General features: G+C 57.9%; 18 protein-coding genes. 11 read left to right on the top strand and 7 right to left on the bottom strand.

Going from position 1 to position 15,774, the window contains the following annotated elements; translation table 11 throughout:
• Positions 1-8: 8 nt before the first annotated feature.
• From AC1RS8_RS12040 to AC1RS8_RS12015, 6 genes are all read left to right on the top strand, one after another.
• Positions 9-668 carry a YjbF family lipoprotein gene (locus tag AC1RS8_RS12040; protein WP_057715627.1) on the top strand — a complete coding sequence of 220 codons (660 nt, stop codon included), beginning with the start codon at positions 9-11 and terminating at the stop codon, positions 666-668.
• Entirely contained in the window at positions 665-1,432 is a 768-nt protein-coding gene (locus tag AC1RS8_RS12035; protein ID WP_489340106.1) for a capsule biosynthesis GfcC family protein, read from the top strand. The genes AC1RS8_RS12040 and AC1RS8_RS12035 overlap by 4 nt, the downstream gene beginning before the upstream one ends.
• Complete coding sequence (locus tag AC1RS8_RS12030; RefSeq protein ID WP_489340105.1) at positions 1,429-3,507, top strand: YjbH domain-containing protein; 2,079 nt, start codon at positions 1,429-1,431, stop codon at positions 3,505-3,507. The genes AC1RS8_RS12035 and AC1RS8_RS12030 overlap by 4 nt, the downstream gene beginning before the upstream one ends.
• Entirely contained in the window at positions 3,504-3,815 is a 312-nt protein-coding gene (locus AC1RS8_RS12025; RefSeq protein ID WP_489340104.1) for a VanZ family protein, read from the top strand. Before AC1RS8_RS12030 ends, AC1RS8_RS12025 begins: the two co-directional genes overlap by 4 nt.
• 122 nt (positions 3,816-3,937) lie before the next feature.
• A complete protein-coding gene (galU, locus tag AC1RS8_RS12020; protein WP_057715631.1) occupies positions 3,938-4,771 on the top strand; it encodes a UTP--glucose-1-phosphate uridylyltransferase GalU in 834 nt (277 codons plus the stop codon).
• A 68-nt stretch (positions 4,772-4,839) separates the two neighbouring features.
• Positions 4,840-5,301: a mannose-1-phosphate guanylyltransferase gene (locus AC1RS8_RS12015; protein WP_493162694.1), complete on the top strand. Its 462-nt coding sequence runs from the start codon at positions 4,840-4,842 to the stop codon at positions 5,299-5,301.
• Positions 5,302-5,339: 38 nt separating this feature from the next.
• On the opposite strand, the gene AC1RS8_RS12010 is transcribed toward AC1RS8_RS12015, so the two are convergent.
• Positions 5,340-5,924 carry a hypothetical protein gene (locus AC1RS8_RS12010; protein ID WP_489340102.1) on the bottom strand — a complete coding sequence of 195 codons (585 nt, stop codon included), beginning with the start codon at positions 5,922-5,924 and terminating at the stop codon, positions 5,340-5,342.
• Between the two features lie 116 nt (positions 5,925-6,040).
• Positions 6,041-6,415: a hypothetical protein gene (locus AC1RS8_RS12005; protein ID WP_489340101.1), complete on the bottom strand. Its 375-nt coding sequence runs from the start codon at positions 6,413-6,415 to the stop codon at positions 6,041-6,043.
• 467 nt (positions 6,416-6,882) lie between these two features.
• On the opposite strand from AC1RS8_RS12005, the gene tal reads away from it, so the two are divergent.
• On the top strand, positions 6,883-7,809 hold the full coding sequence (gene tal, locus AC1RS8_RS12000; RefSeq protein WP_057715632.1) for a transaldolase: 927 nt from the start codon (positions 6,883-6,885) through the stop codon (positions 7,807-7,809).
• 204 nt (positions 7,810-8,013) lie between these two features.
• On the opposite strand, the gene rssC is transcribed toward tal, so the two are convergent.
• From rssC to AC1RS8_RS11985, 3 genes are all read right to left on the bottom strand, one after another.
• On the bottom strand, positions 8,014-8,496 hold the full coding sequence (gene rssC / locus AC1RS8_RS11995; protein WP_057715633.1) for an anti-sigma factor antagonist RssC: 483 nt from the start codon (positions 8,494-8,496) through the stop codon (positions 8,014-8,016).
• Positions 8,496-9,677 carry a two-component system response regulator RssB gene (gene rssB / locus AC1RS8_RS11990; protein ID WP_057715634.1) on the bottom strand — a complete coding sequence of 394 codons (1,182 nt, stop codon included), beginning with the start codon at positions 9,675-9,677 and terminating at the stop codon, positions 8,496-8,498. Before rssB ends, rssC begins: the two co-directional genes overlap by 1 nt.
• 389 nt (positions 9,678-10,066) lie before the next feature.
• Positions 10,067-10,756 (bottom strand): MlaA family lipoprotein, encoded by a 690-nt coding sequence (locus AC1RS8_RS11985; protein ID WP_057715635.1) that lies wholly within the window; start codon positions 10,754-10,756, stop codon positions 10,067-10,069.
• Between the two features lie 202 nt (positions 10,757-10,958).
• Here AC1RS8_RS11985 and pcrP point away from each other — a divergent pair, with 202 nt between their 5' ends.
• Positions 10,959-11,579, top strand: coding sequence for an HAD superfamily inactivated hydrolase PcrP (gene pcrP, locus AC1RS8_RS11980; protein WP_057715636.1), 621 nt, complete (start codon positions 10,959-10,961; stop codon positions 11,577-11,579).
• A gap of 112 nt (positions 11,580-11,691) precedes the next feature.
• Positions 11,692-11,955 (top strand): DUF4404 family protein, encoded by a 264-nt coding sequence (locus tag AC1RS8_RS11975; protein ID WP_057715637.1) that lies wholly within the window; start codon positions 11,692-11,694, stop codon positions 11,953-11,955.
• Between the two features lie 51 nt (positions 11,956-12,006).
• Here AC1RS8_RS11975 and queF read toward each other — a convergent pair whose 3' ends face one another.
• Together queF and copI are read right to left on the bottom strand one after the other, a co-directional pair.
• Positions 12,007-12,837, bottom strand: a complete 831-nt coding sequence (gene queF / locus AC1RS8_RS11970; RefSeq protein WP_489340100.1) for an NADPH-dependent 7-cyano-7-deazaguanine reductase QueF — start codon at positions 12,835-12,837, stop codon at positions 12,007-12,009.
• A gap of 61 nt (positions 12,838-12,898) precedes the next feature.
• Positions 12,899-13,420, bottom strand: a complete 522-nt coding sequence (gene copI / locus AC1RS8_RS11965) for a copper-resistant cuproprotein CopI (protein WP_429521333.1) — start codon at positions 13,418-13,420, stop codon at positions 12,899-12,901.
• 155 nt (positions 13,421-13,575) lie between these two features.
• Between copI and AC1RS8_RS11960 the strand changes: the two genes are divergently transcribed.
• Together AC1RS8_RS11960 and AC1RS8_RS11955 are read left to right on the top strand one after the other, a co-directional pair.
• On the top strand, positions 13,576-14,256 hold the full coding sequence (locus AC1RS8_RS11960) for a heavy metal response regulator transcription factor (RefSeq protein WP_057715640.1): 681 nt from the start codon (positions 13,576-13,578) through the stop codon (positions 14,254-14,256).
• Positions 14,256-15,605 (top strand): heavy metal sensor histidine kinase, encoded by a 1,350-nt coding sequence (locus AC1RS8_RS11955; RefSeq protein ID WP_340314292.1) that lies wholly within the window; start codon positions 14,256-14,258, stop codon positions 15,603-15,605. The genes AC1RS8_RS11960 and AC1RS8_RS11955 overlap by 1 nt, the downstream gene beginning before the upstream one ends.
• The last annotated feature ends 169 nt before the right edge of the window (positions 15,606-15,774 follow it).

Genomic DNA, 15,774 nt, shown 5'->3' with positions numbered 1-15,774 from the left:
GAGCCGCTTTGAAAACTTTGCGTAACAGCTCATGCCTGGCGGTGGGTTTACTGCTGTGTGGCTGCAATCCGTTGATGCAGGCGTCCCTGGATACCTTTAAAGCCGCCACACTGGGCGTCCAGCCGCTGCAAGTGACTGCAGCGCAAGTGGAGGCCGTGCCCTATGCGCAGATCAAGGTCACCACGGACGTCAGCGAAGGTGTGCTGGCGAAGCTTCGCCAGCAGGACGACCTGGAGTTCTGGGTCGCCTCCGGCAAGCAAGTGCTGTTGATGCGCGATGGTCTGGTCGTGCGCACTGTCGGCCTGAGCATCAATCTCGATGGCACGCGCTTCGACGGTGAGTCGCCGTTCAAGCGTGGCTTGCAGCAATTGCCCGACGGTTACAGCAGTACCCGCTGGATTGATGTCTATCAGGGTCCGCGGGTCGGACTGGCTGTTAACAGTCGTTTCAGTCGACAGGGCATCGAAACCGTCACCATCCTGGACAAGGACTATGCGTTGCAGCGCATAGATGAACGCGTCGACATCCCCGAGCTGGGATTCAAGGCCACCAACCGTTTTTGGGTCAGGCCTGACGATGGCTTGATCCTGCAGAGCGAACAACATCTCACGCCGGAACTTTTCTTGAAGATTGTGCAATTGCGCCCTGACCGGGAGACGGCTCGGTGAGATATTCGAAAACGCTGTCGGCTTGCCTGTTGCTGGCAAGTTCTACGATGACTCAGGCCGCTGTCACGGTCACGGGTGATGTACAAAACGCCGGATCCTTCACGTTCGTGCCAGGCACGCGCTTGCTCGATGCCGTCAGCGAGGCACGCCCGAACGCCGAAAGTTACTGGTTGGCCGCTGCCTGGCTGCACCAGCCACTGTTGGAGCAGCAAACCCGCCTTAAGGCCGGCGTGCTGTTCGATCTGAAGTTGCTTCAACGTGGGGCCTTGCTTGAAGAAAAAAGCAGCCTTGCGGCCCTGGCTGCGCGCCTGTTTGAAGAGGTCAGCCGACTGCCCGTTACCGGCCGCAAAGTCGCGGTGCTCGACCCCGTGGCGCTGGAGGTTGGGTTCGCCCGCAATTACTCGCTCAGTGACGGCGACCAGCTGATTTACCCTCTACGCCCGACGACGGTCACCGTCCTGGGTGCAGTTGTACAGCCCTGCACGCTGCCCTATCGCGCCCTGCGGCCAGCCCAGGAATATCTCAAAAGCTGTCTGCCGGTGACCGACGCAGATGCCGATTACCTGTGGTTGATTCAGCCCGATGGCCTGGTCAAGCGAGTCGGCAACGCCGCCTGGAACCGCGAAGACGGGGTGTTTGCCACCGCAGGCAGCACAATTCTAGTGCCTGTGAGAAACGATGATCCGGATCTGCCCACACCCGACTTGAACGAGCAGCTTGCTCAGTTTCTCGCCACCCAACCGCTGCCCGAGGTGGCCCCTTGAAGTTACGTTTTGCCGCCGTAGTGTTGTTGCCCTACAGCTTGGCTCATGGAGAGCCGCGTTTTACCCAGAATGATTTCGGTGGTGTGGGTTTGTTGCAAACCCCCACCGCACGGATGGCACCCGCCGGCGAATTCAGCTTGAACGCCAACCGGACAGACCCTTATTCGCGCTATAGCATTTCAATACAGCCCCTTGATTGGCTGGAAGGTAGTTTCCGTTATACCGCCATCAGCAACCGTAAATACGGGCCCGAGTCATTAAGTGGCGACCAGAGCTATAAAGACAAGGCGGTCGATGCCAAAGCCCGCCTCTGGCAAGAAAGCCACTGGTTGCCCGAGGTCGCGCTCGGTTTTCGGGATATTGGGGGCACCGGCCTGTTTTCCAGCGAATACTTTGTGGCGAACAAACGTTACTACAATCTGGATTTCAGCCTGGGCATTGCCTGGGGCTACATCGGTAACCGCGGAGATATCGAGAACCCGCTGGGGTACCTCGATGAGCGCTTTGATACACGCCCGGTAAACTCGGGCACGGGCGACGTCAATACCAACTCGTATTTTCGCGGCTCGCCCGCGTTGTTTGGCGGCGTGTCCTATCAGACGCCCTGGTCGCCCTTGAGCTTGAAACTCGAGTTCGACGGTAACGACTACAAGCACGAACCGCAAAACAATAACCAGGAGCAGGACTCGCCCATCAACATCGGGGCGGTGTTCAAGCTAAGTGACTCTGTCGATCTGACCGCCGGTTGGGAGCGCGGCAACACCGCGCTGTTCGGCATCACTTTTCATACCAACTTCGCCAGCCGCAAGGCGCCGGCCAAGCGCTACGACCCTGCCATCGAAGCGCTTCCGGCAAACGAGCCAACTGCGCCGCTCGACCAGGTCGACTGGGCGGGGGTTTCCAAACGACTGGAAAACAACGCCGGTTACAAGGTCGAACGTATTGCTCAACGCGATTCCGAGCTGATTGTGTATGGCGAGCAGTCGCGCTATTTCTACTCAGCCAAAGGTGTGGGCCGGGCCAGCCGGATTCTGGACAACAGCGCGAATGACGACATCGACTGGTTCACGATGGTGAACAAGCGTTACGACATGCCCGTGGAAGAAACCAGTGTGCCGCGCGAAACCTTCCGGGCTGTTGTGAACAACCAACAGGACCTTGCAGACCTGCACCGCACCACCGAATTGAACCGGGCCACGCCACACATTGAAAACACGCTGTACACCCAGGCACTCGAGCCTTTTACCTATGGTATCGGCTTGGGTTACAAGCAAAACATTGGTGGTCCTGACGGTTTGCTGTACCAGTTGACCGCTGATGTGGACGCAGAGTACCGCTTTACCCGCAACACGTGGACGAGTGGGGTCATAAGCACCAATCTCCTGAACAACTTTGATAAGTTCACGTACGACGCGCCGAGCAATCTGCCCCGAGTGCGGACCGATTTGCGCAAGTACGTCATCACCTCTGATGTAACAATGCCGACATTTCAGCTCAACCATGCCAAGCAATTGGATCAAGACTTGTATGGCATGGTGTATGGCGGTTATCTGGAATCAATGTTCGCCGGGGTCGGTGGTGAATTGCTGTACCGCCCCATGGGCGAGCGTTGGGCCGTGGGTGCTGATTTGAACTTTGTACGCCAGCGTGACTTTGACCAGGGTTTTGGTCTGCGCGATTACAACACCACGACCGGTCACATCACCACCTATACCGAACTGCCGTTCGACTTGCAGGCGGCGGTCAGTGTTGGACGTTACCTGGCGCGCGATTGGGGTGCCACGATCGATCTGTCGCATGAGTTCACTAACGGCGTGAAGTTCGGTGGCTGGGTCACCCGCACCACGGCCTCGTCAGAAGAGTTCGGCGAGGGTAGCTTCGACAAAGGTATCTATATCTCGGTCCCCTTCGACGAGTTGATGAGCGTCTCCACGATGCGTCGCGCCAACCTGGTCTGGGCTCCGCTGACCCGCGATGGTGGAGCGCGTCTTAACCGCCAATATTCGCTGTACACAATGACCAATGGCCGCGACAAAGATGCGTTCTATAAGAACTTTGAGAAAATCACCGAATGAGTTCGTTGTTCCTGGGTGTCACACAACTTCCCCTCTGGATACGCACTCTGTTTTTCATCAGCGTTAGTGGGGTCTTGCTGACAGCCGCTTTGCGAGCGCAACCGATTCCCGAAGGCTTTACCCAGGAAGACAAACTGCATCACTTTGTAGGTTTTTTCGCGTTGTCTTTTAGTTGCCAGTTGGTCTTCCTGTGGGTCAAGGCGCGCTGGATCGCCTTGGGCTGTCTGCTGACGGGGATCCTGATCGGCTTGATTGAGTGGCGATGTAAGCATCCAGTCAAACAGTCCGCTGAGCTCCCGGACACTTAAGACCACGGCTTCGTCCGTGAGCATAGTGAGAATTTGGAAGCTCTACCTATTGGCGGGGGCATCTTAGTGCTCTCCGCAGTAAATGACGGCTTCTCTTATACATTGGAAAAAAGGACGCTTCTATGATCCGTAAATGTCTATTCCCTGCTGCCGGCTATGGCACGCGCTTTCTGCCCGCCACCAAGTCGATGCCGAAGGAAATGCTGCCGATCGTCAACAAGCCGCTGATCCAGTACGGTGTTGAGGAAGCACGGGATGCCGGCCTGCAGCACATGGCGATCGTCACCGGGCGCGGCAAGCGGGCGCTGGAAGACCATTTCGATATCAGTTACGAGCTGGAGCATCAGATTCGTGGTACCGACAAGGAGAACTATCTCAACGGTACCCGCGAGTTGATGGATACCTGCACCTTCTCTTACACCCGTCAGGTGGAGATGAAGGGGCTTGGGCACGCCATTCTCTCTGGCCGTCCGTTGATTGGTGATGAGCCGTTTGCAGTGGTACTGGCGGACGACCTGTGCTTGAACCTGGAAGGCGATGGTGTGCTGTCGCAGATGATCGCGCTCTATAAGCAGTTCCGTTGCTCGATCGTGGCCATTCAGGAGGTACCCAACGACCAGACGCACAAGTACGGCATCATCGCCGGCGAGCAGATTCGCGAAGGTATTTACCGGGTTAACAGCATGGTTGAAAAACCTAAACCGGAAGATGCTCCGTCCAATCTGGCCATTATTGGTCGTTACATTCTGACGGCCGATATCTTTGACTTGATTGCTGATACCGAGCCCGGCAAGGGCGGTGAGATCCAGATCACTGACGCGTTGATGAAGCAGGCACAAAGCGGTTGTGTCCTGGCATACAAGTTCGAAGGTCACCGCTTTGACTGCGGCGGAGCGGAAGGTTATATCGACGCGACCAATTTCTGTTATGAGAATTTGTATAAGAAAGGCCTGTAACCGGTAACTTTCAGCTCTTGGGTGCCGCGTTTCTGAGCGGCCATAAACCTTTTGCAAGGCAGACCACTATGAACGCTTCCAGATCACCGATCGACTCTGTCTATAAATCGCTGGACCCTTTTGCACCGGGCAATATGGTTTTGGGGCAGAAGTTCACCGAGGGCAACAGTGGATTGATGGCCTGGTTGCGGACGTACGAAAGAGCACCCTCCTCTACCTCCCCTCAACCCAGATTACTGGTGGAACGCATCGGGCTTTTCCCCTCCTCCGGGGACATTCGATGTGCAGTCAGTAATCCGACTGCCGTACTGACGCATCTTCGTTCGTTGTACGCCAGTAAAGCGCCGGACGTAGACGAGAGCAACGGCCTAAGCCTGACCTTCACTGAATGGCGCTTCAAGATCCACCTCTCGCAGACCGAGCCAGAAATCGTGCTGAACGTTGAGAGTCGCGGTGATGTTGCGCTGATGCAGTTGAAAACTGCAGAGCTGCTGGCCCGGATTGATGAGAAAAGCAGTAGTGAGTCCTAGCCCCATCCTCTTGCCGGGACTCAACATCACGCCAATCGCTATAACCGTGACGGCCCGCCAGAAGTGCGCCAATGAGGCTGCATAAAAGCCTTTTCTGCCCCCGACAGCGTCACTGCCAGCGAGTTCAAGACCCCCTCGGCGGTGTACTTGGGAATGCTCGTACTCAGTAGAATCCCCACTAGCCCCAGCGCCAGGGCCGGCAAAGGAATTTTGCGGATTTCCCTTCTCTCCAGCCTGAAAAGAAAGACGCACGCCGCGGCTGATCCCACAACCGCCCCGGCAATCGCTTCCGGCAGAGGATGAATCGTCTGACCGACATACTGGATGCTGAACCACCAGGTCGACAGCAGCCCCGCTCCCAGCGCCAGCCATCGAAGGCGATGATCCAGTTGGCGCAACAGCAAACTCAGTACAACGGTCGACACCAGGCAGGCGTTCATTGCGTGGCCACTGATGACCGCGATATCCAGGCTTTCCAGGCCGATTCCCCAGCCCTTGAAAAGCACTTTGCTGAGACCTACGACGAAATAGGCTACGAACAGTACGCCTAGCCATAAGAGGGCGAGCTTTCTGGATGCCGTGCACCATAACCAACCCGCAACGACCATGGCCGCTGGAAGCATGACAGTGATTCCGGCGTATTGTGCGATGTACAGTTTTGACTCCAACCTACTTCCTCACATCTGATGCAATTTTCCAGTGTAATGGACACTGGGCGCGTGTTCAGTAGATACAGCGCTCATCGATCCGAAAAGCACTTCAGACGGTTCTCTACGACAAGCACCGAATAACTCGCGATGTGCATTGCCAGTCCGTCCTCTACCAGCGCGTCCAGCAAGGCAGCCTGTGCCGCGAAGCGCAGGTCGCGGTTGAGTTTTCGAGAGGCGTGCATCTGATCGATCAGAACATGCGTCACTTGATAAGGAGTGTTAACCCTCAGACGTCCCAGCCAGACAGGTAGTTTTTTTGCAGTTTTAGTCTGCTTGATATCCTGTACGCCTGTTGCCTTGTCCGAAGAGGGGCTTTTCGAAACTTCCACGATCTCTTCAAACATGTTGGTCAACTTTTTTAATGCGTAGCCGAGCATCAGATCATCAAACGCATCCAAAAACATATACCTCTTCACTTTGTGAAGTCATTTCCACCATGCAAACACTTGCTATTATCACACTACACTTTATTCGCTTTATATATTCGACGTATTCTAACGATCACACCTTATTAGATAACACCCCACCAAAAGTAAGATAACCCTTTGCGAAAACTTAGTAGACTTTTTATAACAATCACTGAGGGCGCAACCAAACTATATAGAATTCAAAAAATTAGCGGTATTACACCCAGGGCACAGTGGGCGTTATCAGAAGATTCAGGTGTCAGGTGATCTGATTGCAAGGCTATAACCGTCAGCTGAGTTGAACCTGTGAGCCCGCCTGGCATCCTATTTATCGATACCGCCCCCCACCTTTCAAACACCTGTTTTCAGGTTGTTGCCACAGGGGGCATTGATACACGTACACGCCCTTGAGTGGCTGTCAGCGCTCGGGTAATGTCATCAGACCCATAGGACAGAGCACGCCCATGACTTCCAAGCTGGAACAACTCAAACAAATGACAACCGTGGTTGCCGACACCGGCGACTTCGAAGCTATCGCTCGCGTTAAACCCGTGGACGCCACCACCAACCCTTCCCTGCTGCTCAAGGCCGCGGCCATTCCTGCGTATGCCGAGCTGCTGAACGCCTGCGTCAATGACTGCAAGGGCGATGTGGGCCTGGCCAGCGACCGTTTTGGCGTGGCCGTGGGGCAAGAAATCCTGAAAGTGATTCCGGGCCGCATTTCCACCGAAGTGGATGCGCGCCTGTCGTTCGACACTGATGCCATGCTCAAGCGTGCGCATCGCCTGATCGAGCTGTACGACAAGGCCGGTATTGGCCGCGACCGCGTGCTGATCAAGATCGCGTCCACCTGGGAAGGCATCCGCGCTGCCGAGATCCTTGAAAAGGAAGGCATCCAGACCAACCTGACCCTGCTGTTCTCCTTTGCCCAGGCGGCCGCCTGTGCCGACGCCGGGGTGTTCCTGATTTCGCCGTTCGTGGGCCGTATCTACGACTGGTACAAGAAAGCCAACGGCAACGACTACACCGGCGCGGATGATCCGGGTGTGCAGTCGGTGACGCGCATCTACAACTACTACAAGGCCAATGACTACAAGACCGTGGTCATGGGGGCGAGCTTCCGCAACCTGGGCCAGATCGAGCAACTGGCCGGCTGTGACCGCCTGACCATCAGCCCGGACCTCATCGACAAGCTGGCCGCGGACACCGGCAAGCTGGAGCGCAAACTGGCGCCTGGCCATGCCGGTGAAGCGCGCCTGAGCCTAAACGAATCGCAGTTCCGCTGGCTGTCCAACGAAGATGCGATGGCGACCGAGAAACTCGCTGAAGGCATTCGTCAGTTCGCGCGGGATCAGGAGAAGCTCGAGGCGTTGTTGCAGGCCAAGCTGTGAGCTGAGCGGGTGTAATGCAAAAAGGGCGAACCTGTGAGGGTTCGCCCTTTTTTGTATGTGTTTGGTGACTGGCAGGACGCCATCGCGAGCAAGCTCGCTCCCACAGGAGTTCGCGGGATGACTGAGGTCGTGTGCTAAACGAGGACCTGTGGGAGCGAGCTTGCTCGCGATGGGGGGCTGGCTGACCCACATCAATTCAGGGGATCAATGGCGTTCGAGCGCATTCACCAGGTCATGGAAGGCTTCACGATTGGTGTCGTTCAGGCCCATGAGGATCTTGTGCGCTTCGAGCACCTTGATCCGCACCACTTCTTCGGACTGATCCTGGTCTGGCAGGTCGTCCAGGCATTCCGGGCACGGCACCGGCTTGTCAACGATGTTGAACACCTGCTCGAAGCCCATGGACTGCAGCAGCCGCGTGATGTCTTCGTGGGTGGTGACGACGGTCGGCAGCAGGCCAACCTTCTGCCGCGACAGGATCGACAGCTTGGCCAGCAGGCCAAGTGTGGTGCTGTCGATGCTGCGGGTTTCGGTCAGATCGATCACGATCGAATTGAAATTCAACGCGCTGAAGATCCGCTCAATAGTCGCATCCAACGCCGAACACAGGGTCAGGCGAACTTCACCGACGAACTTCAGGACGAAGGTGCCATCCTGCTCGGCGAACTGGATTCTACCGGTACTCATCAAAGATTCCTGCTCAACACCAACAGGGCGATATCATCCGGCATCTCCCCTAGCGTGGCCAATCCAAAAACCTGCCGCAGCCCATCCAGGGTGCCGCCCGCAGCCTTGACCCGTTGGGGCAACGCCGCTTCTTTCTCTTTGAGTGTGGGTTCTGGCAAAAGATCCAGAATGCCATCAGACATCAGCGTCAGGCTGAACGTCGGTGGCAGTTCCAGCACGTGGTCTTCGTAGGTGGCTTCGTTGAAGAGGCCCACCGGCAGACCACGCCCTTGCAGATAACGAACACTGTCTGGCGTGTACAACACTGGCAACGGCAAATGACCACCGATGCTATAGGTCAACAAACCGGTCTCCTCGTCGATGACTCCACCGACCATTGTGACGTGTTTACCCAGCTTACAACTGATCAGGCCCCGGTTGATATGACCAAGAACCTCTGAAGGCTTGAATTCCGGCAGGGTGCCGCTGCGCTTGGATTCGAACAGCAAGCGCGTGGTCATGAACTTCAACAGCACGGTGACGAAGGCTGAGGAGGCGCCGTGACCGGAAACGTCCGCCAGGTAAAAGGCGACCCGGCGCTCGTCGACCCGGAAGTAGTCGACGAAATCACCCGACAGGTACAGCGACGGGATGATCTGGTGAGCAAACTTGAACTCGTCGATGGTCCAGGGACTGACCGGCAGCATGTTCATCTGCACCTGGCGACCGGCGTTCTGGTCCTCCTGGAGCAGGTTCAGGCTGGCTTCGAGCTCGCGATTGGCCTTCTCCAGCTTCTCGCGGTAGCGCTGGTTCTCCAGCAGCAGGCGCGCACGATCCAGGGCCCGGCGCACAGAGTGCTCGAGCACAGCCAGATCTTCGAGAGGCTTGATCAGGTAGTCCGCCGCGCCCAGGCGCAGGGCTTCGACCGCGTCATTCATCACGCCGGCACCCGACACCACGATCACCGGGGTTTGCGGCGACAGTTCGGTGACCTGGCGAATGAGTTCGAGACCGCCCATCTGCGGCATGCGCAGATCGCAGATGACCAAGTCGGGCTTGTCTTGCTCGAATACCTGAAGACCCTGCTGACCATTGCTGGCCTGCAAGACGCTGAAACCACTGTCTTCCAAATAGGCGGCGAGGCTCGCGCGCACTACTTCGTCATCATCGATTATCAGCAGCGTGGCACTGGTTTTTGGCATGTGGGCAAACGGCGCCAGAATTAGGTTGGCGTAGCAGGCGGGGATTTTGGCCCGGCGCTGACTACTGGATTCGCTTTCTAGCCTCTCTGTAGCACCGCTTTCGGGCATTTGCCCTACACACGTGTTCACCAGAGGTGCCCTTCTAAGGCGCAGACGGTACTCCCATCCGCGGGGCGTTTCAAGCTCACGCCGATGGTCGCCTGACGTCTTTATTTGTCAAATCACCGAGAGTTATAAGAACAGGCAAATCCGTAACCCAATGGAAGGTTCGAACCTGCGAGTCAAACCGGCCGGGACTACAGTGAAAACCGCGATTTCATCCGCATGCGGCTTTTCGCAGACAAAAAAGGCGGCCTTGATGGCCGCCTTTTTCAGTTTACCGGTCGAGATCAAAAATCGTCTTCGACCTGACCGTCTTTCACCTTGAATTCACGGTTCTGCAAGTATGCATTACGGATGAAGGTGTACTTGTCGCCGGTGATCAGCTTCTCGCTCGACAGCAGGTTGGCACGGGTATCGATGATGTCCAGGGCGTAGAACGAGTTACGCACCGGAACGTCGTTTATGTAACGATAAGCGCCGGTGTAGCTGTCGACGTACTTGGACGGCGCATCACGCAAGGTGCTTGGCCCCAGCAGCGGCAGCATCACGTAAGGGCCGCTGCCGACACCCCAGTAGCCCAGCGTCTGACCGAAGTCTTCGTCATTGCGCTGCAGGCCCATTTTCGTGCCGACATCAATGACGCCCAGCAAGCCGAAGGTGGTGTTGAAAATGATTCGCGCGGTATCAACGCCTGCGGCATGAGGTTTGGCCTGCAGGATATCGTTGGCCAGGTTGCGCACATCGCCGATATTACGGAAGAAGTTGTGAACGCCGTCTTCGACAAACTGTGGCGTCACGTACTCGTAGCCCTGGGCCAGGGGTTTGAGCGCGTAGGTGTCGATCACGTCGTTGAACTTGAAAATCGGGCGGTTGACGCTTTCCCAAGGATCCTCTTCCGTGGCTGCCTGGGCAGCGAACGGAACCAGCATCACGCTGGCGCATACACAAATCCTGGCTAGATGATTGCTCCAGCGCATAGAAAAAAAACTCCTTGGTTTGTACTGGCTCGGGCACTTGGCCCAGGCAATAAGTTGGCAAGTATAAGACGTAAACGCCGTTTAACGCACTTTGTACGAGATTCACACGGAAGGAATCGTGCCAAATGTGAGCGTTTCACATCCATGTCATTCAACTGTCACCGTCGTTCACTAGCCTTCAGGCTATTTCAGGGACGTCCACATGCCGCTCGCCGAAGCCTTGCCCCAAACCGCACCCAGCCTGACCGCCGTACTGTTCGGCCTCAGTGGCTGCCTGGTGGATTTCGGCGCGCACACGCACCGGCACGGCAGCCACTCGGCCGAACACGCCGAGGCCACGCCCGGCGCACTGGATAGCCTGCGCAGCTTGCAGCGCCAGCAAATCCCCTGCGCCTGGCTCGATGAACTGCCCCCAGCCCTCAGCCAATCCCTGGCCGCTGCGCTGCCGGAATGGATCAAACCCTCGCAACATTCAGCTACAAACAACCCATGGCCCGCCCCGAATGCCTGCTGGCACGCCTTGATGACCCTGAACGTCGAGCGACTCGACGGCTGCGTACTGGTGAGCGGCGAACCCCGTTTGCTGCAAGCGGGGCTCAATGCCGGGTTGTGGACCATCGGTCTGGCGTCCTGCGGCTCGCTGTGCGGGCTGGCGCCCGAGCAATGGCAAGCGCTGCCCCCGCAGGAGCGCGACATCAAACGCGCCAAGGCGACGATGCAACTGTTTGGTCTGGGCGTGCATTCGGTGATCGATCACCTCGGTGAACTCGACACCTGCCTGGCCGATATCAGCTTGCGTCGGCTCAAGGGCGAAAAGCCCTGATCGAGATCATGCACGTTGGCCGCGAGTGGATTAATCTAAAGGTCAGCCATCGACCTTTGGCCTGCCGCCATGGTCTATGCCAGTGCCTATCGATAAAAGAAGGAAGAACGCCATGCCTGCCCGCGAACTGCAAGAACAGCTCAATGCCCTGCGCGAGCAATTGGAACAGAATCCTCCATTGTCCGAAGCCGAACGCGCAGAGTTGAACGAACTGATGCAACAGATCGAGCTGAAGCTTGAACTCGAAACCAAAACCCAGGATTCCAGCCTCGCCGATGGCGTCAACCTGGCCGTGGAACGCTTCGAGCTCGAACACCCTACCCTTGCCGGCACCCTGCGCAACATCGGGCAGGCCTTGGCCAACATGGGGATCTGAAACCAGCAATGCCCTTGTAGGAGCGAGCTTGCTCGCGCCTACAGGGTTTCGTTACTGACGGACCAGGCGATGGTTCGGCAGCTGCACCTCTTCAGTGCTGCGATACGGGTTGATATCCAGCCCGCCACGACGCACATAACGCGCATACACCGTCAGTTTCTCTGGCTTGAGCAACCGCTGCAGGTCGAGGAAGATCCGCTCTACACACTGCTCATGGAAGTCCGAGTGCTGGCGGAAGCTGACGATGTACTCGAGCAGGCTCGCATGATCCAGCGCCGCGCCACGGTACTCCACCGCGACGCTGCCCCAGTCCGGCTGGCTGGTGACCGGGCAGTTGGACTTGAGCAAATGGCTGTGCACGCTCTCCTCGACAATGCGCGAATCATCGCAACGCAGCAGTTCCGGCCGTGGATGCTCGTAGTTGCTGACGCTGATATCCAGTTCATCGATGCACACGCCCGGCAAGACCACGACGCCTTCGCTCTCGACATCCTTGAGACTGCGAATGCGCACACCCACCGGCTTGCCGGCAGCCGCCGACAAGTCCTTGGCCAGCGTCGCCTCAAGGCTCGCGGTATCGGCAAACGGCGTCTGGTTCAGGGAGTTGAGGTAGAGCTTGAACGACTTCGACTCGATGATGTTCGGCGAATCCGCCGGAATGCTGAATTCGCCGATCGCCACCACCGGCTTGCCCGACGGCAGCAGCCAGGACAACTCGAAGCAGTTCCAGAAGTCCACGCCTTTGTACGGCAGGGTTTGCGCCGTCAGGCCCAGCTCCGCCCACTTCGCGGTGCGCGGGATCGGGAACAGCAAGGACGGCGTGTAGGTGGCGATGTATTCGCTGGACTTGCCCAGCGGCGAGTGTTCGGCTGCGGGATGCATGGCGGAAACCTGACTGAAGAATCAGCGGATTCTATCAGCCTTTGCTCCCGCCTTTGAGTGCTTACTGACTGACAGTCAGTTTGCCGACCATGCCGGCCTGGTAATGACCGGGAATATTGCAGGCAAACTCAAGGCTGGTGGCCTTGCTGAAGGTCCAGGTCAGCTCGGCGGTCTTGCCCGGTTCCACCAGCACGCTGTTGGGGTCATCATGCTTCATGCCGTGGTCCATTTTGCTGTGATCCATGCCGGCCATTGCCTTCATACCGGTTGGCGCCAGCATGCCGCTCTGTTGCATCTGCAACATTTCCTGCTGGTGCCTGGCGTGCAATGCCGCATCCCCCAAGTTGAACTCATGCAGCAACTGGCCTTTATTGACCAGCACGAAGCGCACGGTTTCCCCGGCCTTGATATCGAGGGACTTAGGCGTGAAGGACATGTCCCCCATCTCCATCTCGATGCTGCGGGTCGCCTTGGCCGCCGAGGCCGGTTGACCGAAATCGTAGGTATGCCCGGCGTCTGCCCACACCGGTGAACTCAGCGCCAGCAAACACAGGATTTGCGCCACGGATTTGCGTAAAAACATCGTCATACTCCAACAAGTTAAGGCTCAGCATGCGCAAAACTCTAAACTGCTGCCACTGCCCGTAACCTGACAGCCAGATTACAACTTTGTCAGGTTGCCCTGTGCGAATGCTGCCCACGGTATAAAGCCTTCGTTCCACTTGCCATGAGTCGCCCATGAAACTGCTGATCGTCGAAGACCAACCGAAAACCGGCCATTATCTGCGCCAGGGCCTGACCGAGGCCGGGTTCAACACCGAACTGGTGGCCGACGGCAACACCGGTCAGCAATTGGCCCTCAGCGGCGAATATGCCCTGCTGATTCTTGATGTGATGCTGCCGGGTCGTGATGGCTGGCAAATTCTCCAAGCGGTGCGCAGCGCCGGCCTGGACACGCCGGTACTTTTTCTGACCGCCCGTGACGCCGTGGAGGACAGGGTTCACGGCCTCGAACTGGGCGCCGATGACTATCTGGTCAAGCCGTTTGCCTTCTCCGAGCTGCTGGCCCGGGTCCGCAGCCTGTTGCGTCGCGGCAGCACCACGCCGCAGGAGACCAGCCTGCAACTGGCCGATCTGCGCCTGGACCTGATCCGGCGCCGGGTCGAACGCAGCGGCCAGCGTATCGACCTTACCGCCAAGGAATTCGCCCTGCTGGAAATGCTCCTGCGCCGCCAGGGCGAAGTCCTGCCCAAGTCGCTGATTGCGTCCCAGGTCTGGGACATGAATTTCGACAGCGACACCAATGTCATCGAGGTGGCGATCCGTCGCCTGCGCCTGAAGATCGACGATGAATTCCCCAACAAGCTGATCCATACCGTACGCGGCATGGGCTACGTCCTTGAAGAGCGCCCCGCCTGATGCGCCGTCTCTCCTTGAGCAGCCGCCTGGCGCTCCTGTTTGCCGCATGCACCGCCGTGGTGTCGTTGTTCGCCGGGGTGCTGTTCAGCCGCGCCAGCGAGGCACACTTCGTTGAACTCGACCAGCAACTGCTGGACGGCAAGCTGATTGGCTTGCGTCGGGCCCTGCACGACTTACAGTCGAGTGACAGCGAAGTGAAACTGGCGGAGGAATTGAGCCGGCAGGCTGACCTGTCACTGCGAATCACCGGCAGTGACGGCCAGCGCTGGTATGACAGTTCGACCAACATTCCCCAGGCACTGCCGCGCCGGTCCGGATTGTCGACGGTGAGCCATGAAGGCACAGATTACCGCGTCCTCAATGCGCCGCTTTTCGCGGACAAACCCGAGTCACCGCAACTGACCCTGCTGTTGGACATCACCCATCACCAGCACTTTCTGCAACGCATGCAGCATTTGATCTGGCTGACCGTCGGCCTGTCAGCCCTGGCCACCGCACTGCTGGGCGCCTGGGCGGCACGCAGCGGTTTGCGCCCGTTAAGGCGGATCAGCGCGGTGGCCAGTGGTGTTTCCGCGCAATCGCTGAACTCGCGACTACCTGAAGAAAACATGCCGCCGGAACTGGCGGAAATGGCCCACAACTTCAACGCCATGCTCGGACGCCTCGACGACTCGTTTCAGCGCCTGTCGGCCTTCTCCGCCGACATTGCCCATGAACTGCGCACGCCATTGTCGAACCTGCTGACCCACACCCAGGTCACCCTCACCCGCCCTCGCCCCATCGAGGACTACCGCGAAGCCCTGCACAGCAACCTCGAAGAGCTGCAATGGATGGCGCAACTGGTCAACGACATGCTCTATCTGGCCAAGGCTGACCATGGACTGTTAATCCCCAAGCGCGAACCGCTGGAACTGGGACAGGAAACGGATCTGCTGCTGGAGTTTTTTGCGCCGCTGGCGGAAGACGCGCAGGTAAAACTGAGTCGTGACGGCAATGCCCACCTCGAAGGTGACCGCAGCATGTTGCGCAGGGCACTGTCGAACCTGCTGGACAACGCACTGCGGTTCACGCCGGTCGATGGCGAGGTTCGGGTGCGAATCGTCGATCAGCCCAAAGAGTTGCGCCTGACCGTTGAAAACACGGGCCAACAGATTTCCAAAGATCTATTGCCGCGCCTGTTTGACCGGTTTTACCGGGCCGATCCTGCGCGTCGTGAAGGCAGTAGCGAACATGCGGGACTGGGACTGGCGATCACCCAGTCGATCATCCGTGCTCATGGCGGGCAGATTCGTTGCGAATCGGAGAATGGGTGGACGCGGTTTGTGATCGAGTTGCCAAGGGGGGATTGAGGCCGGCAGGTACAGCCCCATCGCGAGCAAGCTCGCTCCCACAGTTGACCGAGTTGACTCAGATCTACCTGTCTCTTCTCCACATCTCCGAGCCCACGAGACCTCGAATATAATCTGGGGGGGGGGGGGGGGGGTGGTGGGGGGGGGGGGGGGGGGGGGGGGGGGGGGG

Source organism: Pseudomonas sp. GW821-FHT12A04, assembly GCF_058807755.1.
The sequence above is the reverse complement of the archived record's forward strand: the minus strand, read 5'-3'. Positions and strand labels throughout refer to the sequence as shown.